The organism is Sphingomonas sp. SORGH_AS_0950, from assembly GCF_030818415.1.
Taxonomy (GTDB): Bacteria; Pseudomonadota; Alphaproteobacteria; order Sphingomonadales; family Sphingomonadaceae; genus Sphingomonas.
Window position 1 is genome coordinate 3,058,686 of record NZ_JAUTAE010000001.1, and the last position, 22,185, is coordinate 3,080,870.

General features: G+C 67.4%; 22 protein-coding genes. 10 read left to right on the forward strand and 12 right to left on the reverse strand.

Annotated elements, in window-relative coordinates; genetic code table 11:
* Positions 1–22: 22 nt before the first annotated feature.
* Complete coding sequence (locus tag QE385_RS13670) at positions 23–358, reverse strand: hypothetical protein (RefSeq protein ID WP_307102710.1); 336 nt, start codon at positions 356–358, stop codon at positions 23–25.
* Here QE385_RS13670 and QE385_RS13675 point away from each other — a divergent pair.
* The 7 genes from QE385_RS13675 to alr all read left to right on the forward strand — a co-directional run bounded on the left by QE385_RS13675 (position 357) and on the right by alr (position 8,105).
* A complete protein-coding gene (locus QE385_RS13675) occupies positions 357–986 on the forward strand; it encodes a YoaK family protein (RefSeq protein WP_307102712.1) in 630 nt (209 codons plus the stop codon). The genes QE385_RS13670 and QE385_RS13675 overlap by 2 nt on opposite strands.
* Before the next feature lie 125 nt (positions 987–1,111).
* Positions 1,112–2,617 carry a CoA-acylating methylmalonate-semialdehyde dehydrogenase gene (locus QE385_RS13680; protein ID WP_307102713.1) on the forward strand — a complete coding sequence of 502 codons (1,506 nt, stop codon included), beginning with the start codon at positions 1,112–1,114 and terminating at the stop codon, positions 2,615–2,617.
* Positions 2,618–2,754: 137 nt separating this feature from the next.
* The gene (locus tag QE385_RS13685; protein WP_307102715.1) at positions 2,755–3,897 is read left to right on the forward strand and encodes an acyl-CoA dehydrogenase family protein; all 1,143 of its coding nucleotides are present in this window, start codon (positions 2,755–2,757) and stop codon (positions 3,895–3,897) included.
* A gap of 109 nt (positions 3,898–4,006) precedes the next feature.
* On the forward strand, positions 4,007–5,056 hold the full coding sequence (locus QE385_RS13690) for an enoyl-CoA hydratase/isomerase family protein (RefSeq protein ID WP_307102717.1): 1,050 nt from the start codon (positions 4,007–4,009) through the stop codon (positions 5,054–5,056).
* Between the two features lie 13 nt (positions 5,057–5,069).
* The gene (locus QE385_RS13695) at positions 5,070–5,846 is read left to right on the forward strand and encodes an enoyl-CoA hydratase (protein WP_307102719.1); all 777 of its coding nucleotides are present in this window, start codon (positions 5,070–5,072) and stop codon (positions 5,844–5,846) included.
* Positions 5,847–5,879: 33 nt separating this feature from the next.
* On the forward strand, positions 5,880–6,869 hold the full coding sequence (mmsB, locus tag QE385_RS13700; protein WP_307102722.1) for a 3-hydroxyisobutyrate dehydrogenase: 990 nt from the start codon (positions 5,880–5,882) through the stop codon (positions 6,867–6,869).
* Between the two features lie 207 nt (positions 6,870–7,076).
* A complete protein-coding gene (gene alr, locus QE385_RS13705; RefSeq protein ID WP_307102724.1) occupies positions 7,077–8,105 on the forward strand; it encodes an alanine racemase in 1,029 nt (342 codons plus the stop codon).
* A gap of 51 nt (positions 8,106–8,156) precedes the next feature.
* Here the strand turns inward: alr and QE385_RS13710 are convergent, their stop codons facing one another.
* The 3 genes from QE385_RS13710 to QE385_RS13720 all read right to left on the reverse strand — a co-directional run bounded on the left by QE385_RS13710 (position 8,157) and on the right by QE385_RS13720 (position 13,771).
* The gene (locus QE385_RS13710) at positions 8,157–11,336 is read right to left on the reverse strand and encodes a TonB-dependent receptor domain-containing protein (RefSeq protein WP_307102726.1); all 3,180 of its coding nucleotides are present in this window, start codon (positions 11,334–11,336) and stop codon (positions 8,157–8,159) included.
* A gap of 192 nt (positions 11,337–11,528) precedes the next feature.
* A complete protein-coding gene (locus QE385_RS13715) occupies positions 11,529–12,701 on the reverse strand; it encodes an acetyl-CoA C-acetyltransferase (RefSeq protein ID WP_307102728.1) in 1,173 nt (390 codons plus the stop codon).
* A gap of 23 nt (positions 12,702–12,724) precedes the next feature.
* A complete protein-coding gene (locus QE385_RS13720; RefSeq protein WP_307102730.1) occupies positions 12,725–13,771 on the reverse strand; it encodes an alpha/beta fold hydrolase in 1,047 nt (348 codons plus the stop codon).
* Positions 13,772–13,810: 39 nt separating this feature from the next.
* On the opposite strand from QE385_RS13720, the gene phaR reads away from it, so the two are divergent.
* From phaR to hslU, 3 genes are all read left to right on the forward strand, one after another.
* Complete coding sequence (phaR, locus tag QE385_RS13725) at positions 13,811–14,374, forward strand: polyhydroxyalkanoate synthesis repressor PhaR (protein WP_307102732.1); 564 nt, start codon at positions 13,811–13,813, stop codon at positions 14,372–14,374.
* A gap of 322 nt (positions 14,375–14,696) precedes the next feature.
* Positions 14,697–15,239, forward strand: coding sequence for an ATP-dependent protease subunit HslV (gene hslV / locus QE385_RS13730; RefSeq protein WP_058744342.1), 543 nt, complete (start codon positions 14,697–14,699; stop codon positions 15,237–15,239).
* 12 nt (positions 15,240–15,251) lie between these two features.
* Positions 15,252–16,550, forward strand: coding sequence for an ATP-dependent protease ATPase subunit HslU (gene hslU / locus QE385_RS13735; protein WP_307102735.1), 1,299 nt, complete (start codon positions 15,252–15,254; stop codon positions 16,548–16,550).
* Between the two features lie 170 nt (positions 16,551–16,720).
* Here hslU and QE385_RS13740 read toward each other — a convergent pair whose 3' ends face one another.
* From QE385_RS13740 to murC, 8 genes are all read right to left on the reverse strand, one after another.
* A complete protein-coding gene (locus QE385_RS13740; RefSeq protein WP_307102739.1) occupies positions 16,721–17,086 on the reverse strand; it encodes a DUF6491 family protein in 366 nt (121 codons plus the stop codon).
* Positions 17,086–17,514 carry a hypothetical protein gene (locus QE385_RS13745; RefSeq protein ID WP_307102741.1) on the reverse strand — a complete coding sequence of 143 codons (429 nt, stop codon included), beginning with the start codon at positions 17,512–17,514 and terminating at the stop codon, positions 17,086–17,088. Before QE385_RS13745 ends, QE385_RS13740 begins: the two co-directional genes overlap by 1 nt.
* A 37-nt stretch (positions 17,515–17,551) precedes the next feature.
* Positions 17,552–18,268 carry a hydroxyacylglutathione hydrolase gene (gene gloB / locus QE385_RS13750; protein WP_307102743.1) on the reverse strand — a complete coding sequence of 239 codons (717 nt, stop codon included), beginning with the start codon at positions 18,266–18,268 and terminating at the stop codon, positions 17,552–17,554.
* Positions 18,269–18,278: 10 nt separating this feature from the next.
* Positions 18,279–18,695 (reverse strand): VOC family protein, encoded by a 417-nt coding sequence (locus QE385_RS13755; RefSeq protein ID WP_307102745.1) that lies wholly within the window; start codon positions 18,693–18,695, stop codon positions 18,279–18,281.
* A gap of 121 nt (positions 18,696–18,816) precedes the next feature.
* Positions 18,817–19,587 (reverse strand): hypothetical protein, encoded by a 771-nt coding sequence (locus QE385_RS13760; protein ID WP_307102747.1) that lies wholly within the window; start codon positions 19,585–19,587, stop codon positions 18,817–18,819.
* Entirely contained in the window at positions 19,584–20,315 is a 732-nt protein-coding gene (locus QE385_RS13765) for an alpha/beta hydrolase (protein ID WP_307102748.1), read from the reverse strand. The genes QE385_RS13760 and QE385_RS13765 overlap by 4 nt, the downstream gene beginning before the upstream one ends.
* Before the next feature lie 86 nt (positions 20,316–20,401).
* Positions 20,402–20,656, reverse strand: coding sequence for a DUF6356 family protein (locus QE385_RS13770; RefSeq protein WP_307102750.1), 255 nt, complete (start codon positions 20,654–20,656; stop codon positions 20,402–20,404).
* 79 nt (positions 20,657–20,735) lie between these two features.
* Positions 20,736–22,127 (reverse strand): UDP-N-acetylmuramate--L-alanine ligase, encoded by a 1,392-nt coding sequence (gene murC / locus QE385_RS13775; RefSeq protein ID WP_307102752.1) that lies wholly within the window; start codon positions 22,125–22,127, stop codon positions 20,736–20,738.
* Between the last annotated feature and the right edge of the window lie 58 nt (positions 22,128–22,185).

The following is a 22,185-nucleotide window of genomic DNA, read 5'->3' on the forward strand; positions in this document are numbered from 1 at the left end:
CCGGGGCCTTCCCGGCGGATCGTCAGTGTCCGGCCGTCATCCGGCGCTTGCGGCGAGCGGGTTGACCGCTCCGGACCGGGCGCAGGCGAAAGCGCCGCTCCATGCCGATATCGCTATGCCCGATCGCGATCAGCATGATCGATAGCGACGACAGAGCGGATATCGTGAGCCATATCTCCAGCAGCGCACCCGCCATCCGATATCCCCTGAGTGAGCCGGGCCAACGGCCCGTGCCCGGCTTTGCTCCCGACAGATAAAAATAAAGTGACGGAAGGCGCACACGACAGCCCAAGATGGCCGTGCGCGGCGAAATACGACCATGACGTGCGCACGGCCTGGCTTTATGACGGCGCATCATGATCCGATCCGATCGACGTTCCTGGCCCCTGGCCATCGGGCTGGCGCTGCTCGCGGGCTATGTCGACGCGATCGGGTTCCAGCATCTGGGCGGCTATTTCGTCTCCTTCATGAGCGGCAACGGCACGATGCTGGCCGTACATCTCGTTCGTCCCGGTCCGGCGGACGGGAGCGTGGCGATGCTGGCCATGCTGCTCGCGCTGTTCGTCGGCGGGGTGATGGGGGGCACGTTGATCCGCCTGGTCCTGCCGCGTGGCGGACAGGCGGCGGTGCTGCTGCTGGTCGCTTTGCTGCTCGGGCTGGCGGGACTCGACGCGCGGCTCGGCTGGGGGATGGCGGTGGCGATGGGTGCGGCCAACGCCACCTTCGAGCGGGACGGCGAGGTCAGCATCGGCGTCACCTACATGACCGGCACGCTGGTCAAGATCGGCCAGCATCTGGCGCAGGCCGTGGCGGGGCGCGAGCGGTGGCGCTGGCTGCCCTATACGCTGCTCTGGGCGGGATTCGTCGCGGGGGCGGGGCTGGGCGCGTGGCTCTATCCCTTCTGGGGCATGGCGGCGTTGCACGGCGCGGGCATCGGCGCGCTGGCGGCGGCGGCGGTCGCATGGCGCTGGCGTCCGGCTTCTTGACGCGCATCGGGGGCGTTCCGGCCAGGCGCTGCTCGGCTTTTGTTACGGCCCGACTTGGATTCCACGCGCGAGTAATATAATTACAAAGCCTAGAGTCGGGCAGCAGACCCGTGACAGGAGAGCCTATGCGCGTGATCGACCATGTGGTCGCCGGTGGACAGACCGCGACCGACGCCGCTTCGACCCGTCAGGGTGATGTGTTCGACCCCAATAGCGGCCAGGTGCAGGCGCGCGTGCCGCTGGGCGATGCCGCGCTGCTCGACCGGGCGGTCGCCGCCGCGCAAAGGGCGCAACCCGCCTGGGCCGCGACCAATCCGCAACGCCGGGCGCGCGTGATGTTCCGGTTCAAGGAACTGGTCGAGCAGAATATGGACGCGCTGGCGCATCTGCTGTCCTCCGAACATGGCAAGGTGATCGCCGATGCGAAAGGCGACATCCAGCGCGGGCTGGAGGTGATCGAGTTCGCCTGCGGCATCCCCCACGCGCTGAAGGGCGAATATACGCAAGGCGCCGGGCCCGGCATCGACGTCTATTCGATGCGCATGCCGCTGGGCATCGGCGCAGGCATCACCCCGTTCAACTTTCCCGCGATGATCCCGATGTGGATGTTCGGCATCGCCATCGCGTGCGGCAACGCCTTCATTCTGAAACCGTCCGAGCGCGATCCCTCGGTTCCCGTCCGCCTGGCCGAGCTGATGCGCGAGGCGGGCGCGCCCGAGGGCATCCTGCAAGTCGTGCACGGCGACAAGGCGATGGTCGATGCGATCCTGGACCATCCCGCGATCGGCGCGGTCAGCTTCGTCGGCTCGTCCGACATCGCGCACTATGTCTATCGGCGCGGGGTCGAGGCGGGCAAGCGCGTCCAGGCGATGGGCGGGGCCAAGAACCATGGCATCGTCATGCCCGATGCCGATCTGGACCAGGTGGTCGCCGACCTGTCGGGCGCGGCCTTCGGCTCGGCGGGCGAGCGGTGCATGGCGCTGCCCGTCGTCGTGCCGGTGGGGGAGAAAACCGCGGATGCGCTGCGCGAAAAGCTGATCCCCGCGATCGATGCGTTGCGGGTCGGCGTCTCGACCGACGAACAGGCCCATTACGGCCCGGTGGTGAACGCCGCGCACAAGCGCCGGGTCGAGGACTGGATCCAGACCGGCGTGGACGAGGGCGCGGAACTGGTGGTCGACGGGCGCGGCTTCAAGTTGCAAGGTTATGAGGAGGGCTTCTTCATCGGCCCGTCGCTGTTCGACCGGGTGACGCCCGCCATGCAGAGCTATCGCGAGGAAATCTTCGGCCCCGTGCTCCAGATCGTCCGGGCGCCCGATTTCGAGACGGCGGTGCGCCTGCCGAGCGAGCACCAATATGGCAATGGCGTCGCGATCTTCACCCGCAACGGCCATGCCGCGCGCGAATTCGCCGCGCGTGTCGAGGTGGGCATGGTCGGCATCAACGTGCCGATCCCGGTGCCGGTGGCCTATCACAGCTTCGGCGGCTGGAAGCGATCCGCATTCGGCGACGTGAACCAGCACGGCATGGAGGGCGTCCGCTTCTGGACCAAGGTGAAGACGGTGACGCAGCGCTGGCCCGATGGCTCGCCCGATGGCGGCAACGCCTTCGTGATTCCCACCATGGCCTAAAAGCACGCCCCTCCCGCAGGCGGGAGGGGATGGGGGAGGGAAAGGAGTCTCACAGAGACCATCGCCCGTGGCGTAGCCCCCTCCCCAAACCCCTCCCCCCTCCGGGAGGAGGGGCTTAACAGGACGAGACGAACCCGATGACCCAATTCGACCTGACCGACGAGCAGCGCGAGATCCAGGAACTGGCGCGCCGCTTCACCGCCGACCGCATCACCCCCTTCGCCGCCGAATGGGACGAGAAGCATGTCTTCCCGCGCGACACGATCCGCGAAGCCGCCGAACTGGGCTTCGCGGCGATCTACGTGTCCGAGGAATCGGGCGGCATCGCGCTCGGACGGCTGGAGGCGGCGCTCATCATGGAGGCGATGGCCTATGGCTGTCCCTCCACCTCCGCCTTCATCTCGATCCACAATATGGCGTCGTGGATGATCGACCGTTTCGGCGATGCGGATGTGAAGGCGCGTTACCTGCCCGATCTCGTCACCATGGCGCGCATGGCCAGCTATTGCCTGACCGAGCCGGGTTCGGGCTCCGACGCGGCGGCGCTCAAGACCCGCGCGGTGCGCGACGGCGACCATTATGTCGTCTCGGGCTCCAAGCAGTTCATCTCGGGCGGCGGCGAGAATGAGGTCTATGTCACCATGGTCCGCACCGGGGAGGAGGGGCCGAAGGGCATTTCCTGCCTGGTGATCGACAAGGACACCCCCGGCGTGTCCTTCGGCGCGAACGAGCGCAAGCTGGGCTGGCATTCGCAGCCGACCCGGCAGGTGACGTTCGACAATGTCCGCGTGCCGGTCGCCAACCGGCTGGGCGCGGAGGGCGAGGGCTTCCGCATCGCGATGATGGGGCTGGACGGCGGGCGGCTGAACATCGGTGCCTGCTCGCTGGGGGGCGCGCAGCGCTGCCTGGACGAAGCGGTCGCTTACGTGAAGGACCGCCGCCAGTTCGGGAAAGCGATCGCCGAGTTCCAGAATACCCAGTTCACTCTGGCCGACATGGCGACCGAGCTGGAGGCGGCGCGCGCGCTGCTCTATCTCGCGGCCGCCAAGGTGACGGGGGGTGCGCCCGACAAGACGCGCTTCGCCGCGATGGCCAAGCGGCTGGCGACCGATACCGGGTCCTCGGTGGTCGACCGGGCGCTCCAGCTGCATGGCGGTTACGGCTATCTGATGGATTACCCGATCGAGCGCTTCTGGCGTGACCTGCGCGTGCATTCGATCCTGGAAGGGACCAACCAGGTGATGCGGATGATCGTTGGGCGGGAGTTATTGAAGGCGTAAATCTGTCGCCCCAGCGCAGGCTGGGGCCTCTCTCCACAGGTGTCGCGTTCTTGAGAGAGATCCCAGCCTCCGCTGGGATGACGGTAGGGAAGAAGGTAAAAGGACCGACATGACCCAGGATCTGATCGTCACCCGCGAAGGCCCGGTCGGGCGGCTGCGGCTCAACCGGCCCAAGGCGATCCACGCATTGACCCGTGCGATGTGCGAGGGCGTGCTGGCCGCGCTGGAGGACTGGCGCGGCGATCTGTCGGTCGAGGCGATCATCATCGACCATGCCGAGGGGCGCGGCTTCTGCGCGGGCGGCGACATACGGTTGCTGGCCGAGAGCGGTGCGGGCGACGGCGAGGCTGCACGGGGCTTCTTCCACGCCGAATATCGGATGAACCACCGGCTGTTCACCTATGCCAAGCCGATCGTCGCCGTCATGGACGGCATCACCATGGGCGGCGGCGTCGGCATCTCCGCGCCCGCGCGCTTTCGGGTCGCGACCGAGAATACCCGGTTCGCCATGCCCGAGACGGGCATCGGTCTGTTCCCCGATGTCGGCGGCGGCTGGTATCTCTCGCGTTTGCCGGGGCGGATGGGGGTGTTCTTGGCGCTGACCGGGCATCGGCTGGACGGAGCGGAGGCCCATGCCTTGGGTCTCGCCACCCATTATCTGTCCTCCTCGGCCGTGGAGGAGGCCAAGGCCGCGATCGTCGCCACGCCGCAGGACATCGCCGCGACGCTCGACCGCCTGTCCACTCCCGCGCCCGAGGCGAAGATCATGGAGCGGGCGGGGGACATTGATCGGCTTTTCGCCGCCGATACGCTGGAGGACATACTCGCAGCCCTGGAAGCCGATGGCGGCGAATGGGCGGCGCAGCAATTGGCCATACTCCGCACCAAATCCCCGCAGGCCTGCAAGGTCTCTCTGCGTCTGCTGCACGAGGGCGGACTGACCACCGAGTTCGCCGACGAGATGCGCCGCGAATACGGCGTCGCCAGCCGCGTGGTGCAGCGCCCCGACTTCATCGAGGGCGTCCGCGCGCTGATCGTGGACAAGGACAATGCCCCGCGCTGGAACCCGGCGACCCCGGAAGGCGTCACCGATACGATGATCGACCATATCTTCGCCCCCCTGCCCGAGGCCCAGGCCTGGACACCCGAAGACCGCTGAAGAGGACGCCCGCATGACCGACTATACCACCCTGATCGTCGAGCGCCGCGAGGCGGTGACGCTGGTGACGCTGAACCGGCCCCAGGCGCTCAATGCGCTGAATGCCGAGCTGCTGGCCGAGTTGCTCGAGGTGATGCGCGCCTATGACGCCGATCCAGACCAGCGCTGCGCCGTCATCACCGGCAGCCCCAAGGCGTTCGCGGCGGGGGCGGACATCAAGGAGATGCAGGAGATGGACTTCGCGGCCATGTATGGCGGCAACCATTTCTCCGGCTGGGACGAATTCACCCGCATCCGCAAGCCGATCATCGCGGCGGTCGCGGGCTATGCGCTGGGCGGCGGGTGCGAGCTGGCGATGATGTGCGACTTCATCCTGGCCGCCGACACCGCCAGGTTCGGCCAGCCCGAGATCAAGCTGGGCGTGACGCCGGGCATGGGCGGATCGCAGCGGCTGGCGCATGCGGTCGGAAAGGCCAAGGCGATGGAGATGTGCCTGACCGGCCGGATGATGGACGCCGAGGAAGCCGAGCGGGCGGGCCTGGTCGCGCGCATCGTCCCCGCCGCCGATCTGGTCGAGGATGCGCTGAAGACCGCCGCGACGATCGCCGGCATGGCCCCGATCGCGGTGCGCGCCAACAAGGAGATGGTCAACGCCGCCTTCGACATGGGGCTGGCGCAGGGCGTGCAGTTTGAACGCCGCCTGTTCCACGGCCTGTTCGGCTCAGCCGACCAGAAGGAAGGCATGGCCGCGTTCGTGGAGAAGCGCACGCCCGTCTGGACTAGCCGCTGATGTGACTCACGCCCCTCCCGTAAACGGGAGGGGATGGGGGAGGGCCAGGAGTCTCACCGAGACCATAGCCCGTGGCCTTTCCCTCCCCCAGCCCCTCCCGCCTGCGGGAGGGGGGCAGAAGAACAAGAAGAAATTAGGAGAACGGACATGGCGCGGATCGCGTTTATCGGCCTGGGCAATATGGGCGGCGGCATGGCCGCCAATCTGGCGAAGGCGGGGCATGACGTCCGCGCCTTCGACCTGTCGGCGGACGCGCTGGCGGCGGCGCGGGCGGCGGGCTGCCTGCCGGTCGACAGCGCGGTGGCGGCGATGGAGGGCGTCGAGGCGGTGGTGACGATGTTGCCCGCCGGAACCCATGTCGAGCGCGTCTATGCCGACGCCGTCTTCGCCGCCGCGCCGCCGTCCGCGATCCTGATCGACTGCTCGACCATCGACGTCGCCACCGCGCGACGCGTGGCGGAGGCGGCGCGGGGCAAGGGCATGATGGCGGTCGATGCTCCCGTCTCGGGCGGGATCGCGGCGGCCAGGGCGGGAACGCTGACCTTCATGGTCGGCGGCTCCGACCAGGCCTTCGAGCGCGCCGAGCCCTTCCTGTCGGCGATGGGCCAGGCGGTGATCCATGCCGGGGGCAATGGCGCGGGGCAGGCGGCGAAGATCTGCAACAACATGCTGCTCGGCGCGACGATGATCGCGACCTGCGAGGCGTTCGTGCTGGCCGAGAAGCTGGGGCTGGAAGCGCAGACCTTCTACGACATCGCCTCGGTGTCGTCGGGGCAGAGCTGGTCGATGACCAAATATTGCCCGGTGCCCGGCGTCGGGCCGGAAACGCCCGCCGATCACGACTATCAGGGCGGCTTCGCGGCGGTGCTGATGCTCAAGGACCTGAAATTGGCGATGGAAGCGGCACGCGACGCGGGCGCGACCACGCCGATGGGGGAGCGGGCGGCCGAGCTTTACGCCGCGTTCGTGGGCGAGGGGCAGCCGCCGGTCGACTTCTCCGGCATCATCCGCACGCTGCGCTAGAGCCGATCGCCATTCAGCGATCTGACCTGAAAAACCACCGTTCAGCCTGAGCGAAGTCGAAGGCCAAGGGAATCGCTATTCCACAGGAGCCGCCTGAGGAAAGCGCATAGCGTCGCCTTCGCCCGCGTAAGGCCGGTCGGGCGCGGCATGTGAAAAACCCATCGCGCCTTTTCCCTCCCGCCAATGCGGCCTAAAGCCCGCAACGTGATGGAAATACCCGCCCCCCTTCGCCTGCGTGTCGATCGCGATGCGCTTGTCTCCAACTGGCAGGCCATGGACCGGATGAGCGGGGCGGCGGCGTGCGGCGCGGCGGTTAAGGCCAATGGCTATGGCCTGGGGGCGACGCTGGTCGCGCAGACGCTGGCCGGGGCGGGATGCCGCGACTTCTTCGTCGCCAACTGGGCCGAGGCGCTGGCGCTCGCCCCGCTGGGCCTCACCCTGTCGGTCCTGCACGGCCTGCGCGCCGAGGACATGGCCGCGGCCATGGCGGGGTTCGCGCGTCCGGTGCTCAGCACCCCCGAACAGGTGGCGCGGTGGCGCGAGGGCGGCGGTGGCGCGTGCGACGTTATGGTCGACACCGGGATCAACCGACTGGGCGTGTCGGTACAGGCGGTGGCCGACGGCCTGCTCGACGGACTGGCGATCGAGACGCTAATCAGTCACCTCGCCTGCGCCGATGAGGATGTGCCGATGAACGCGCGTCAGCAGGCGGCCTTTGCCGGATTGAAGGGGCGGACGCGCGCGCGCCGGATGAGCCTGGCCAATTCGGCGGGGATCGGGCTGGGTGCCGACTATCATTTCGACCTGACCCGACCGGGGCTGGCGCTTTATGGCGGAATTCCGCGTCCCGACATGGCCGGACCGCTGCGGCAGGTCGCCCGGCCCGAGGCGCAGATCCTGCAGCGTCGCTTGGTCCCCGCAGGCGAGACGGTCGGCTACAACGCCACCTGGACCGCCCCCGCCGATACCGAGGTCGCGATCCTGAACCTGGGCTATGCCGACGGTTATCGCCGCGCGCTGTCGGGCCGGGGGGCGGCACGCGCGGACGATGTGGTCCTGCCGGTACTCGGCCGGGTATCAATGGATCTGGTCGCGGTCGACGTGACCGCCAGGCCCGATCTGGCCGAGGGCGACTGGCTGGCGATGGACTATGACCTGGCCGCCGCATCCGCCGCATCGGGCGTGTCGCAATATGAACTGCTGACCGGGTTGGGACAGCGTTTCGGGCGGGGATGAAAAAAGGGGCCCTCCCGAAGGAGAGCCCCGATCAGTTCCGATCCCGACGGATCAGAAGTTGGCCTTGAACCCGGCATAGAAGAACCGGCCGATATTGTCGTACGGGTCGCCAGAGTCGACGCCCATCAGATTGTATGGCGGCTTCTTGTCGGTGACATTGTCGACGCCGACATAGAAGCGGAAGCGCTCGGTCGCGTTGAAGCCGACCTGGATCGCGTGGTAGAACGCCTCGGGATACCAGACCACCGGGAACGCGTCCGGGTTGCGCGCCGGACGGCCGTCATAGCTGTTCTGCGTTTCATACTCGGCGGCGACGGTCGACTTGCCTTCATACCGCAGACGATACTGGATATCGAAGGTCTCGAAGTTCAGGTTGCCGACGAACTGACCGCGCCATGCGGAAAAGCCCAGCTCGCCCTTGTACCGGTCGCGGAAGGTCGGATCGCCCACATCGGTATAACCGTTGTTCTGCGCCATGTAGCTGGCGAGAAGGCGCAGGGTCAGCGTACCCGTGTCGCTGATCTTGGTGCGATACGACGCATCGATGTCGATGCCCGAGGTTTCCAGCTTGGCGTAGTTGAAGCCCTGCGAGAAGAAGGACGGCCCCGTAGTCGGGAACGACACCGTCGCACCGCCATGGATGACGTTCTGCTGGCCCGCGAAGGTGCCGTTCGGATTGCGGAACACCGCCGCGCAGAACGGATTGTTGATGCCGCTCGGATTGTCGTAGCACTGGTTGATGATCGTCTGCGCGGCCAGCGAGAAGATCGCGTCCTTGATCGTGATGTTATAATAGTCGACGGTAACCGAGAAACCGCGAATGGCCTGCGGCTGGATCACCGTGCCGATGGTGAAGCTGCGGCTCTTCTCGGCTTGGAGCGCCGAATTGCCACGGTTGAAGCCGTAGATGCTCGACGCCGCATTGTTGGTGAAGGGTTCGGTCGTGCCGTTGAAAGTCTGCGTGGTCGGCACGCCCGCCGCGGCGCAGTTGCGGACGCGGTTGGGATTGTTGTTGATGTTGTTCTGGCTGCACGGATCCGACGGCTGGGCGAAGGTCTGCGAGCTGGCGGCGTACAATTCGCTCAGCGACGGAGCACGGACCGAGCGGGCATAGCCGCCACGGAAGGTGATGTCGCGGATCGGCGACCAGATCGCGTTGACGTTGTACGTCCACGGCGTGCCCGCATTGCCGACATTGTAATGCGACACGCGCGCCGCGCCGGTCAGGGTCAGTTCGTGGAAGAACGGACGGTCGGCCAGCAGCGGCACGCTGATCTCGCCGAACGCTTCCTTGATGTCATACGCCGGCGGCGCGAAGGTCGGGATCGAGTTCAGGAACGTCGCGCCGCTGGCGGTCAGATCGTCATACTTCGAATAGGCCGTCTCGCGACGATATTCGCCGCCCAGCGAGAAGGTGACATCGCCGCCCGGCAGGCGGAACAGCGTGCCGTTGACGAAACCGACCAGGTCGAACTGCTCGGCCTTCTGCTTGCGCGTCGAGGTGATCGAGAAATAGTTCAGCGCCGCCTGGCTGACCTGACCCGAACCGAACAGATTGACGGGCACGCAGGCCGCGTCGTCATTGGCGGTCGAGGCATCGGCATTGATCCCGCAGACGATCTGACCGGCGGCGTTGCGCACCGCGTTGATCGAGTTCAGATACTTCTGCGTTACATAGTTGCCGTTGGTCTTGTAGAAGGTGTCGAGACGGCCATAGTTGGCCGACACTTCATAGTGCCACCCCTCGGCGAAATCGCCCTCGACACCGCCGACGATGCGGAAGGTCTCGCGCCTGTGAATCTCGCCGCGACCGCCGAAGTCGACGTTGAAACGTTGCGCCGTGAAGGTCGTCGCCCCCGGTGCGAGCGCCGAGACGAGCGTCGCGCGGGCCTGGCTGCTGAGGAACGGGTTGTTGATGCTGAACGTGTTGTTGGCAAAGGTCGGCTGACCTTCCTGCAACGCGTCGATGCGGACATATTTGGCCTCGACGAACGGCTTGAACGCGTCCGAGACGTCGAAATGGGCCAGGATGTTGCCCGAGAAGCGTTCCAGCTTGGGCTGGAGCATGCCGTTCAGGCGCAGGGTCGAACCCTGGCCGCCCACGCAGTTGCCCGAGCCGAAGGGGCGAAGGTCGGTAACGCAGTTGTTGGCGGTCAGCGTACCATCGGGATTGAAGACGAAGGTGCGGCCATATTGGCTGAGCGTGTTCGAGCTGCCGATATTGGCCAGGCCCGAACAGGCGACCCCGCGCCGGGCCGCAAAGGCTGCGGCGGACTCGCCGGTGGCGGCGACCGTCGGGCAGCTGGCGGTGAACAGGCCGCCTTCCGAAATGGTGTTGTTACGGACATTGCGCAGGAAGGCCGTATCGGGAATGCCGTCGCCCAGCGACGATTCCGGCGTCGTGCGGATCGGACCGCCATTGGGATTCAGCTGCGGGCCGGTGTTCTGCACCGCATTGAACTGGCTGCGGCCCGAATAGGCGCCGGTGATATCGTCGCGGTCCGTGTAATAGACGACATCCGAAAACGAGTATTCGGCGGCGGCGGCGATATTGCCACGGCCTTCGGCGAAATTCTTGCCGACGGTGAGCGCCCCGAAATAGGATCCGCGCGTGCCGTGGCTGGACACGCCGCTCTGGCCGGTGGCGCGAATGCCCTCAAAATTGCGCTTCAGCACGAAGTTGACGACGCCCGCCATCGCGTCCGAACCATAGACGGCCGAGCTGCCGCCCGTGACGACGTCGACGCGTTCCAGCAGTTCGGTGGGGATCGTGTTCGTGTCGATCACGAAGCTGCCCGGCTGTGCGGTCACATGGCGACGGCCATTGACCACGACCAGCGTGCGGCTGGTGCCCAGACCACGAAGGTCGAGCAGGTTCAGGCCGGCGGTGCCGATGAAGCGGGTCGAGTTGGCCTGGCTGTAGGTCGAGCGCAGCGCCGGCAGCTGGTTGAGCGAATCGCCGATGTTGAGGTTGCCGGTCGAGGTCAGCAGCTCGGCGGTGACCGAGGTGACCGGGGTCGGCGAATCCAGGTTCGGCCGCGCCAGACGCGAGCCGGTGACGATGACGTCACCCTTGGCCTGTTCGTCGCGCTCGGTGACGTTGGGATCGGTGGCCGCCCCTTCTTGCGGCTGCGTCGCGGTGGTTTCGGACGTCGCGGTCTGTGCCAACGCGGCGACCGGCAACAGAACCAGGGTGCTGGCCAGCGCAGAGGCTCCCAGCAGGGTACGCATTGTCATTCTTTACCCCCATTATGACGGATCGTTCATGTCCGTTCATCCAAGGGAAAGAAATTTCCGACGCGAAAACAAGCGCCTCTAAAATCGCAAATGAAAATTGTGTAACCGATGTTGCAGGGATGTGACAGGTTCGACACATCCCTGCAATATAACCGTTAATAGCGAAATTTTCGCATAGAAGCGTGTTTACCGCTCAACACACATGGCGATGCCCATGCCGCCGCCGATGCACAAAGTGGCGAGGCCCTTTTTGGCGTCGCGCTTCTGCATTTCGTAGATCAGGGTCGTGAGCACCCGCGCGCCGCTGGCGCCGATCGGATGGCCCAGCGCGATCGCGCCGCCGTTGACGTTGACCTTGTCGGGATCGAAACCCAGCTCCTTGCCGACCGACAGGGCCTGTGCGGCAAAGGCTTCGTTGGCCTCGATCAGATCGAGGTCGCCGACGCTCCAGCCCGCCTTTTCCAGCGCGCGCCGGGTGGCGGGGACGGGGCCGATGCCCATGACCGACGGGTCGACGCCCGCCGAGGCCCAGCTCTTGATCGTCGCGAGCACCGGCGTACCGCGCTTCTCGGCCTCTTCGCGGCTCATCAGGACGAGCGCGGCGGCGCCGTCGTTCAGGCCCGAGGCGTTGGCGGCGGTGACGGTGCCGTCCTTCTTGAAGGCGGGGCGGACGCCCGAGACGCTCTCGATGGTGGCGCCGGCGCGGATATATTCGTCGTCGGCGACCACCGTCTCGCCCTTGCGGGTCTTGATGGTGACGGGGGCGATCTCGTCCTTGAACCGGCCTTCGCCGCGCGCCTTTTCGGCGAGGTTCTGCGAGCGGACCGCGAACCGGTCCTGATCGTCGCGCGTCACCTGATATTGCTCGGCAAGGTTTTCGGCGGTGATGCCCATGTGATAGCCCGCAAAGGCATCGGTCAGGCCATCATGGACCATGGTGTCGACCATGGTCAGCGGACCCATCTTGGTGCCGCCGCGCATCGTCTGGGCATGGGGCGAGAGTGACATGGACTCCTGGCCGCCCGCCACGACGATGGTCGCATCGCCATTGGCGATCGCCTGAAGCCCCAGCGCGACCGCGCGGAGGCCCGAGCCGCAGACCTGGTTCACGCCGTAAGCCGGGACTTCCTTGGGGATGCCCGCCGCCATCGAGGCCTGGCGCGCGGGGTTCTGCCCCTGCGCGGCGGTCAGCACCTGGCCGAGGATGACCTCGGACACGTCCTCGCCGGTGATGCCCGCCTGTTCGAGCGCGGCGGTGATCGCCACCCGGCCCAGTTCATGCGCGGGCGTGGCGGCGAAGGCGCCCAGGAAGCTGCCCACGGGGGTACGCTTGGCGGCGGTAATGACGATCTCGGTCATGAAGGCTCCTCTCTACTTACACTCTATCTAGGGGCAGGCAGGCCCGCGATCCAGTCGGCCAGCGGTTGCCAAAGCTGTTGCTCCGCGCGTCCGCCGACGACCATCCCGACATGCCCGGTCCCGCCCTGACGCCGGTCGGCCAGCCCGATCGCGGTGGCGGCGGGGACGATCCGGTCGGCGGCGGCGACGAACTCGACGCTAGGGGCGTCGCATTGCGACGGTGTGACGATCCCGCCGCCGACGCGCCATCGTCCCTGACCGGGACGATCCTCGGCGATCAGCCGCTCGAACAGTTCCAGGCCGAAGCCATGGGGCAGGGGGGCGCCCTGGTTGGCCCAGTCCTCCAGCCGGATGAAGCGGCGTGCGGCATCGCTGCGCGGATCGAGATCGGCGAAGGCGGCATATTTGGCGATGGTCCGCGCCGGGTCGAGCCGCCAGAACCCCGCCTGCAACGCCTCCATGGGAACGACGCCGAGCGCCTCGGATGTCGGCTTGATCGCGGCCCATTGCGCGGCCATCGCGGCGCGCGCCTCTTCGCCATAGCCGCTGAAATGCCACGGCGCGGCGATGGCGGCGATCCCGGCCACCTTGCTGCGCGCCGCCGCCGCCATGGCCAGCGTGCCGCCCAGGCAATAGCCGACCAGCACCGGCGGTTCGGCAAATGTCGCGATCAGCGGCAGCAGGAAACGCTCGACATGCCCCGCCACGTCGATGTCGCGGTCCTTTACGCCGGGCGTGCCCCAGTCGATCAGCCAGGGGTGGCAGCCCCGCTCGCGCAGCCAGCGGATCAGCGATCGGTCGCGGGACAGGTCCAGGATCGAGGCCGGGTTGATCAGTGAGGGGACGAACAGCACGGGCCGTCCCTGCCCTCCGGCGTCGCGCAACCTTACCCGTCCGCGCCGTCGCCGCACGGCCAGCGCGCGCATCGGCCGTTCGCGCTTCGCGGCCTGGAACCGCCGCAACCCCTCCATGGCGCGCTTTACCAGATCGGGATTTTCCGCGGCCTCGCTGCGCAACATCGCCAGGAACAGCGGCAAGGGGCGCGGACCATGTTGCGATGCGAAATCCATGACGTTAGGCTAGGTCAAAATCATAGAAGGCGGGGGTCCATGAAGAAGCAGGCAGCGGACGGCGTCGTGATCGTCAAGAAATATGCGAACCGGCGGCTCTACAACACCGAAACCTCCTCCTACATCACGCTCGACCATCTGGCGGCGATGATCCGGGCGGGGCGCGACTTCAAGGTGGTCGACGCCAAGACCGACGAGGACATCACCCATAATGTCCTGACCCAGATCATCATGGAAGAGGAAAGCCGGGGCGAGACGATGCTGCCGGTCAATTTCCTGCGCCAGCTGATCTCGATGTACGGCGACTCGATGCAGGCGGTGGTGCCGGGCTATCTGGAGGCGTCGATGGACAGCTTCCGCCGCAACCAGGAACAGTTCAAGTCGGCGGTCGAGGGCGCGTTCGCGGGCACGCCCTTCGCCGACATGGCCAAGCGGAACCTGGCGATGTTCGAGGCGGCGACGCAGGGGTTCAAGCCCGGTGCGCCCGCCCCTGCACCCGCGCCCGCCCCGGCGGCTCCTGCGGCCGGCAGGGACGACGAAATGGCCGCGCTGAAGGCGGAACTGGCGGCGCTGAAGGACAAGATCGAGAAGCTGGGGGAGTAAGCCCCGACCGCCGTTCAGCCTGAGCGAAGTCGAAGGCCATGCTGAAACGTTGACCGCCGTGCATCTTTCTCTTCCTCCCCTGCAAGGGGAGGGGGACCAGCGGAGCTGGTGGAGGGGTGTCCCCGGTCGCGAGGGCGGCACCACCTCTTCAACCGGGACACCCTTCCGTCAGGCCTTCGGCCCGCCACCTCCCCTTGCACGGGAGGAATGAAAAGATGGCCTTCGACTTCGCTCCGGCTGGACGGAGGTCGGGAAACTCCCTCCATTGAACCCGCGCCTGCCCGCATCCATATCGCCGCGCATGAGCGGGAATGAACACGCCATGCCCACCTGGCATGGCACGACGATTTGCTCGGTGCGCCGTGGCGGCCGGGTGGTGGTGGCCGGGGACGGTCAGGTTTCGATGGGCCAGACGGTCATGAAGCCCAATGCGCGGAAAGTCCGGCGCCTGGGCGACGGATCGGTCATCGGCGGCTTTGCGGGGGCGACGGCGGATGCCTTTACCCTGTTCGAGCGGCTGGAGGCCAAGCTGGAGCGGCATAACGGCCAGTTGCTGCGCGCCGCGGTCGAGCTCGCCAAGGACTGGCGGACCGACAAGTTCCTGCGCAACCTGGAGGCGATGATGATCGTCGCCGACAAGGACGTGACGCTGATCCTGACCGGCAATGGCGATGTGCTGGAGCCCGAGAACGGCATTTGCGCGATCGGGTCGGGCGGCAATTACGCGCTCGCGGCGGCGCGGGCGCTTGTCGACTATGAACAGGATGCCGAGACGATCGCGCGCAAGGCGATGGCGATCGCCGCCGATGTCTGCGTCTACACCAATGACCGCGTCACGCTCGAAGCCATCGACGGCGCGCAATAATTTAGGGTTCCCATGAACGATCAGTTGACCCCCAAGGCGATCGTCGCCGCGCTCGACGCGCATATCATCGGCCAGGCCGACGCCAAGCGCGCGGTCGCCGTCGCGATGCGCAACCGCTGGCGTCGCCAGCGCCTCGGCGCGGATTTGCGTGACGAGGTGACGCCCAAGAACATCCTGATGATCGGCCCGACCGGCTGCGGCAAGACCGAGATCAGCCGCCGTCTGGCGAAGCTGGCCGACGCGCCCTTCGTCAAGGTCGAGGCGACCAAGTTCACCGAGGTCGGCTATGTCGGCCGCGATGTCGAGCAGATCGCGCGCGACCTGGTCGAGGAAGCGATCCGGCTCGAAAAGGAACGCCGCCGGGTCGCGGTGAAGGACAAGGCGGAAGAGGCGGCGATGAACCGCTTGCTCGATGCGCTGGTCGGTAAGGATTCGAGCCAGGCGACGCGCGAGGCGTTCCGCCAGCGTTTCCGCGACGGCCATCTCGACCAGACCGAGATCGAGATCGAACTGGAACAGGCCCCGGCCATGCCGTTCGAGATTCCCGGTGCCGCGCCGCAGATGATCAACCTGTCGGAGATGATGGGCAAGGCGTTCGGCGGCGGCCAGCCGCTCAAGCGGCGCAAGCTAACGGTCGGCGCGGCCTGGACCAAGCTGGTCGAGGAAGAGGCGGACAAGCGGCTCGACCAGGACGAGGTCAGCCGCGCCGCGCTGGCCGATGCCGAGGCGAACGGGATCGTCTTCCTGGACGAGATCGACAAGATTGCCGTGTCGGACGTGCGCGGTGGCTCGGTCAGCCGTGAAGGCGTGCAGCGCGACCTGCTGCCGCTGATCGAGGGTACCACCGTCTCGACGAAGTACGGCCCGATGAAGACCGACCATATCCTGTTCATCGCGTCCGGCGCCTTCCATGTCGCCAAGCCGTCCGACCTGTTGCCCGAGCTTCAGGGGCGGTTGCCGATCCGGGTCGAGCTGAAGGCGCTGACCGAGGGGGATTTCGTTGCGATCCTGTCGGATACCAAGGCGTCGCTGCCTGCGCAGTACAAGGCGCTGATCGGCACCGAGGGGGTGGACATCTCCTTCACGGAGGACGGCATCGCGGCGATCGCGCGCATCGCCGCCGAGGTGAACGCGCAGGTCGAGAATATCGGCGCGCGGCGCTTGCAGACGGTGATGGAGAAGCTGCTCGAGGATATCAGCTTCGAGGCGGAGGATCGTCAGGGCACGGTGCTGACGGTCGATGCGGCCTATGTCGACCAGCAACTGTCGGCGGTGGCGCGCAATACCGATCTGAGCCGGTTCGTCCTGTGATTCCGGGGTGAGGGCTCGGTGAGACACCGTGGCCCTCCCCCATCCCCTCCCGCTTGCGGGAGGGGCGAGCCAAGGCCGTCATTGGCGGATAGATCGAACCCTCCGATCTTGCCGCTCCCCTCCCGCAGGCGGGAGGGGGTGGGGGAGGGCAGGCCCCCAGGCGACACCGCCTATTTTTTCACCCTATCATAGGGCACGAACCCGTCGAACACGCACCATTGCGACGGGATGGACATGCCCTGTTGCAGCACCCGGAACCGGTCGTTGCGACAGATCTGCGAGCCCCAGCGTTCGACGATCAGCGTATTGAACGGCTGGAGCCCCGGACATTGTCCGCGCACCTTGGCGCGCCACATGCGCTGGCCGCCGCCATTGATGACGATCGTGTCGTTGTCATAGATGGACGGCCCCGACATGGCGGTGGTGGTATCGACACACTTGGCGGGCGGCCCGGCGACCCGGCCCGCAAAGGGATCGGACTTGGCCGCCACCAGGCTCAGCCCCAGGGCGACGAGCGGAAGGACGCGCCAGCGCATCACCGGGCCTTCCGATAGGGGGTGAATTCGCCGAAGCTGCAACTGCCCGTGAAGAAGCCCGATGCGCGGTCGACGGTCTGCGCGATATCGCCCGAGCAGAGCTGGCCCGTGGTGGTGCGCGTGACGAAGATGTTGTTGCCCTGTCCGCCGACCCCGTCGCAGCCACCCGAGGTCTGGCTGACATATTTCAGATTGGGCGACACGGTATAGACGATGGTCGGGCCATAGGAGCGGACCTGCTGCGTCCGATACTGGCTGATGCATTGGGTCGGCGATCCCGACGTCAGGCCGCGCAACGCCTTGTCCAGATCGGCCTTCTCGGTTTCGGCCCGTTGTTCGATCCGCGCCTTTTCCGCCGGGGTCAGCGTACAGCCCGCCAAGGCCACCGCCGGAACAAGCACCGAAAGCCATGTCGCGATACGCATCATTTCGTCTCCTTCGATCAGCGTCTCCCGTAGCTAGACGTTAACCTCTGAACGCATCCTTGGCTGCACGTCTCTCGGCCAATTCGTCGGCATCGACCGAACGCAGGAACGGGTTGGTGGCGCGCTCCAGCGCGATGGTCGTGGGGATGGTCGGCTCGCCCTGTTCGCGCATCGCTTCGACATCGGCCAGTCGGGCCGCGATCGCCGCATTGTCCGGCTCGACCGTGGCGGCGAAGCGTGCGTTCGACAGCGTATATTCGTGTCCGCAATAGACCCGCGTATCCTCGGGCAGCGCGGCGAAGCGGCGCATATTGGCGTGCATCTGCGCCGCCGTCCCCTCGAACAATCGGCCGCATCCCATTGCGAACAGCGTGTCGCCGGTGAAGATCACCCCGCGATCGGCCAGGTGGAAGGCGATATGCCCCGCCGTATGCCCCGGCACCGACCAGATGGTGGCCTGCGCATGGCCGACCGCGATCCCGTCGCCTTCCTCCAATAGCGTATCGAGCCCTGCGATCCGGTCCGCCTCCGCCGCCGGCCCCGCGACCGTCGCGCCCGCGGCGCGCAGCGCGGCCGCGCCGCCGACATGATCGGGATGCCAATGGGTCAGCCAGACCTGCCCGATCGTCCAGCCGCGTGCGGCGGCGGCGGCGGCCACCGGCCCGGCCTCGCCCGGATCGAGCGCCACGGTGTGCCCGGCATCGTGGATCAGCCAGGCATAGTTGTCGGACAGGACGGGGACTCGGACGATTTCCATGAACCGCGCCTTACCAGCTTCCGACATTGGGCATCGACGCCCAAGGTTCGGCCGGGGGCAGCGCACCGTCCTGCAACAGCTCGATCGAGATGCCGTCGGGCGTCTTGACGAAGGCCATATGCCCGTCGCGCGGCGGGCGGTTGATCGTGATCCCGGCGTCCATCAGCCGCTGGCAGGTGTCGTAGATATTGTCGACGCGGTAGGCCAGATGCCCGAAATTGCGCCCGCCGCCATAGATTTCGGGGTCCCAATTATGGGTCAGCTCGACCTCGGCGCGGCCTTCGTCCCCCGGCGCGGCCAGGAAGATCAGCGAGAAGCGGCCACGCTCATTGTCGATCCGCCGCACCTGTTTCAGCCCCAGCAGCTCGAAGAAGCGGATGCTGGCATCGGGATCGCTGACCCGGATCATGGTGTGAAGATAGCGCATCGTGTCTCCTGCCTGGGAATAGAGGGGCGGCGCACCGGTCGCGGGAGGCGATAGCCGCCTCGACCGGATCACCGTCCTACCCGCAACCAATCCGTTCCACCTTGACCTGCGATAAGGGGCGTCAGCGGCTCTGGAACTGGGCCAGGGCCTTGGCGGTCAGGCTGCGGATCGGGCTGTCGGCGGGGGCCAGCCGGGCGGCCTCGCTCCACGCCTTGCGCGCACCCGCCTCGTCGCCGCTGGCGGCGGCGATATTGCCCGCCTCGAGCTGGACATTGGCATCGTCGGCGGAGCGGGCCAGCGCCTGGGCGATGTCCTTCTGCGCGCGGGGGAGGTCGTTCATCCGCCGGGCGAGCGTCGCCGACAACAGCCAGGCGAGCGGGTCGCCGGGCACGTTGGTCAGCGCGGCGTCCAGATCGACGCGCGCCGCCGCCATCTGGCTGTCGGCGACCAGCGCGCGGGCGCGGTCGAGTTGCACCTCGCCGCGCGCGAAGCCGGTCAGCTCGCCCGCCCCCAGCGCGGCGTCGAGCGCGGCGCGCGCCTTGACGGCGTTGCCCGCCGCCAGCTGGGCATTGCCCGCCTGCGCCCAGTAATTGGCGGCGCGGACGTCATGCGCCGTCTCGGCCGCGCGCGCCGCCTGCTCGAAGGCGCTGGCCGCCGCCACCCAGTTTCGCTCGGTCGCATAGGCGAGCCCCAGGCATTGCTGCGCGAAGAATCCGCCCCCGGCCAGCTGCCATCGCGCCGCCTCCGCATGCGCCGTGCCCGGATCGCGTTCGGCCAGGGTGACGCAGCGTTGATAGCGCGCCTCGCGCGGGTCGGCGGGTAGGGCGGGCTTGGTCACTGCGGGAGCCCCGGTCTGAACCAGCGCGGCGAGCGCGAGGGGGAGAAGGATCATAGGCGGCTCAACACTCCCTCGACGCTCCGGATCAGCAGCGCGATGTCGGCCTCGCGCGACAGCCGATGATCGCCATCCTTGATGAGCAGTGTCTGCACATCGGCTGAACGGAACAGCCCGGCCAGATGCGCGGTGCGGTGCCACGGCACGTCGCTGTCCGCCATTCCCTGGAGCAGCCGGACGGGGCCGTCGAACTCGATGGGGGCGAAGGTCAGCCGGTTCGCCTCGCCCGAGGACCAGAAACGGCGGGTATAGATGGTGGGCGCGGGGCCATAGGGGTTGGGCCGCTCCAGCCGCCCTTCCTGAAGGATCGCCATCTTCTCCTCGGGCGAGAAACCCCAGTCGGTGAAGTCGGGCGCGGGGGCGATGCCGACCAGCGCCTTGACCTGGGTCGGCCGGGCGCGCGCGGCCAGCAGCATCAGCCAGCCGCCCATCGACGATCCCACCAGCACGGCGGGGCCGGGCACCACCGTATCGAGCATCGCGATGACGTCGTCGCGCCAGTCCGCCAGCGCCTGATCCTCGAACGCCCCCTCCGACTCGCCGCAGCCGCCATAGTCGAAGCGCAGGAATGCCCGCCCGTTCGCCTTGGCCCATTGTTCGAGCGCCAGGGCCTTCGACCCCTGCATGTCCGAGGCATAGCCGGGCAGGAAGACGATCGCGGGCGCTTTGCCCGGCGTCCAGTGATGGGCGAGCCTGGGGCGCGGCGGGGCGGGGGTGTCGGTCATGCGCGGGATTTAGGGGATGGAGGAAACAATGGAAACCCATGGGCTTATCCTCCCCTCCGTTCGGCCCGAGCGGAGGAGAGGGGGCTTCAGATCACATATTCCACGCTTTTCATCTGCGCCTGCGCCGCCTGGACCTTGCGACGCTTGGCGACCATCTCGGCGTGGAGCCGCGCGATCGTGTCGCTGCCGGTCGTGGTGCACAGCCCCGGCACCACCGCATGGACCAGCGCGCCCAGACCGCCGGCGATCATGATCCCCCCGAACCGCGCCGCGACGCCGAAATGCTGGACATAGCTCTCGCCGACGCTTTCGGGATGCTCGGTAAACAGGCGGCGGAACATGACGGGCGTTCTCCTATGGCCGTTTGCGCTGATCCTATCATGGCGGTGGGGATTGGCCAAATGACGAAGGGAAGGCCCTTTACCGGCCCGCCAGCCGCTCCACCATGTCCTGCGCCAGCAGGCTGAGCGTGTCGTCGCGCGCGCCCATCACCACGATCCGGTCGCCCGGCCGTGCCTCCGCGACCAGCGCCTCGGCGGCCTCCGCACGCTCGGCGATATGGCGGGCATCGACGCCGCGCGCGTGCAGGTCGGCGACGATGTCGGCGCTCGTCACCTCGCGCGCGACCGTGCCGCCGAAATAGGCCGGGTCGGGCAGCGCCAGCACGTCGCCGGGCTTCATCCGCGCGGCGATGCTGTCGACCAGTTCGCGGCGCATGACCTTCAGCGGGCCATAGCCATGCGGCTGGAACAGGACCAGCAACCGGCCCGGAAAGGCGTGGAGCGTGTCCAGGGTCGCGGCGATCTTGTCGGGGTTGTGGCCGAAATCGTCGATCACAGTCACGCCGCCCGCCTCGCCGACCTTCTCGAACCGGCGCTTGAGCCCGGTGAATCGCTCGACCGCGCGGATCGCGTCGATCAGGGGCACCCCCGCCGCCACGCTCGCGCCGATCGCCGCCAGCGCGTTGGAGACATTGTGGCGGCCCGGCACCGACAGCCGGACATGATAGCCCGCGCCCCCCGTGATCAGGTCGAAGCCGATCGCAAAGGGTTCGGGCTTCAGTGCCTCGGCGACCAGATCGCCCGCCCCCTCGACCGCGAAGGTGGTCAGGTTGGGGATGTCCGCCAGCAGCGCCGCCGTCTCGGCATCGCCCGCATTGGCGACGACATGACGCGCGCGCCTGGCAAAGCCGCCGAACAGGTCGCGCAATTCCTCCAGCGACTTGTGGTCCAGGCTGACATTGTTCAGCACCGCGATGGCCGGGTCGTAAAAGGCGATCGAGCCGTCGCTTTCGTCCACCTCGCTGACGAACGCCTCGCCGCCGCCGACCAGCGCGCTGGCAAAGGGGCTGTCGGGCGAGACGAAATCCTTCATCACCGCGCCGTTCATCGCGGTCGGGTCGCGCCCCGTCTCGTGCAGGATGAAGGCGATCATGCCGGTGACGGTCGACTTGCCGCTGGTCCCGGCGACGCCGATGGGCAGCGCGCTGTCGTTGAACAGCCCCGCCAGCATCCGCGCCCGGGTGGCGCGCGCGCAGCCCAGCCGGTTGGCGGCGACGATGTCGGGCACCGTCTCTTCCACCGCCGCCGAGGCGATCACCAGCTGGTCGGCCGACACCACGCCCGACCCGTCCTGCGGGAACAGCGCGATGCCCGCCCGGCGCAGCGCGTCGAACTTGGCCGCGACCCGGCCCTGGTCGAGCCCCCGGTCGGAGCCCGAAACCGCCCAGCCGCGGGCGTGCAGGATCATGGCGAGCGGCATCATGCCCGATCCGCCGATGCCCACCAGAAAACAGGAATTGCCGTTGTCCATGGCGTCACGCTATCGGCGAGATGGCGGTGCAGGGCAATGCCCGGCCGGACGAGCGAAT

Coding starts and splice junctions, on each gene's coding strand:
- QE385_RS13740 (WP_307102739.1), bottom strand. CDS start 17,086: ATGCGCTGGCGCGTCCTTCCGCTCGTCGCCCTGGGGCTGAGCCTGGTG.
- murC (WP_307102752.1), bottom strand. CDS start 22,127: ATGGACAACGGCAATTCCTGTTTTCTGGTGGGCATCGGCGGATCGGGC.
- hslV (WP_058744342.1), top strand. CDS start 14,697: ATGCCCACCTGGCATGGCACGACGATTTGCTCGGTGCGCCGTGGCGGC.
- QE385_RS13720 (WP_307102730.1), bottom strand. CDS start 13,771: ATGGATTTCGCATCGCAACATGGTCCGCGCCCCTTGCCGCTGTTCCTG.
- QE385_RS13770 (WP_307102750.1), bottom strand. CDS start 20,656: ATGTTCCGCCGCCTGTTTACCGAGCATCCCGAAAGCGTCGGCGAGAGC.
- gloB (WP_307102743.1), bottom strand. CDS start 18,268: ATGGAAATCGTCCGAGTCCCCGTCCTGTCCGACAACTATGCCTGGCTG.
- QE385_RS13680 (WP_307102713.1), top strand. CDS start 1,112: ATGCGCGTGATCGACCATGTGGTCGCCGGTGGACAGACCGCGACCGAC.
- QE385_RS13685 (WP_307102715.1), top strand. CDS start 2,755: ATGACCCAATTCGACCTGACCGACGAGCAGCGCGAGATCCAGGAACTG.
- QE385_RS13670 (WP_307102710.1), bottom strand. CDS start 358: ATGATGCGCCGTCATAAAGCCAGGCCGTGCGCACGTCATGGTCGTATT.
- mmsB (WP_307102722.1), top strand. CDS start 5,880: ATGGGGGAGGGCCAGGAGTCTCACCGAGACCATAGCCCGTGGCCTTTC.
- hslU (WP_307102735.1), top strand. CDS start 15,252: ATGAACGATCAGTTGACCCCCAAGGCGATCGTCGCCGCGCTCGACGCG.
- phaR (WP_307102732.1), top strand. CDS start 13,811: ATGAAGAAGCAGGCAGCGGACGGCGTCGTGATCGTCAAGAAATATGCG.
- QE385_RS13760 (WP_307102747.1), bottom strand. CDS start 19,587: ATGATCCTTCTCCCCCTCGCGCTCGCCGCGCTGGTTCAGACCGGGGCT.
- QE385_RS13755 (WP_307102745.1), bottom strand. CDS start 18,695: ATGCGCTATCTTCACACCATGATCCGGGTCAGCGATCCCGATGCCAGC.
- QE385_RS13765 (WP_307102748.1), bottom strand. CDS start 20,315: ATGACCGACACCCCCGCCCCGCCGCGCCCCAGGCTCGCCCATCACTGG.
- QE385_RS13715 (WP_307102728.1), bottom strand. CDS start 12,701: ATGACCGAGATCGTCATTACCGCCGCCAAGCGTACCCCCGTGGGCAGC.
- alr (WP_307102724.1), top strand. CDS start 7,077: ATGGAAATACCCGCCCCCCTTCGCCTGCGTGTCGATCGCGATGCGCTT.
- QE385_RS13690 (WP_307102717.1), top strand. CDS start 4,007: ATGACCCAGGATCTGATCGTCACCCGCGAAGGCCCGGTCGGGCGGCTG.
- QE385_RS13710 (WP_307102726.1), bottom strand. CDS start 11,336: ATGCGTACCCTGCTGGGAGCCTCTGCGCTGGCCAGCACCCTGGTTCTG.
- QE385_RS13695 (WP_307102719.1), top strand. CDS start 5,070: ATGACCGACTATACCACCCTGATCGTCGAGCGCCGCGAGGCGGTGACG.
- QE385_RS13745 (WP_307102741.1), bottom strand. CDS start 17,514: ATGATGCGTATCGCGACATGGCTTTCGGTGCTTGTTCCGGCGGTGGCC.
- QE385_RS13675 (WP_307102712.1), top strand. CDS start 357: ATGATCCGATCCGATCGACGTTCCTGGCCCCTGGCCATCGGGCTGGCG.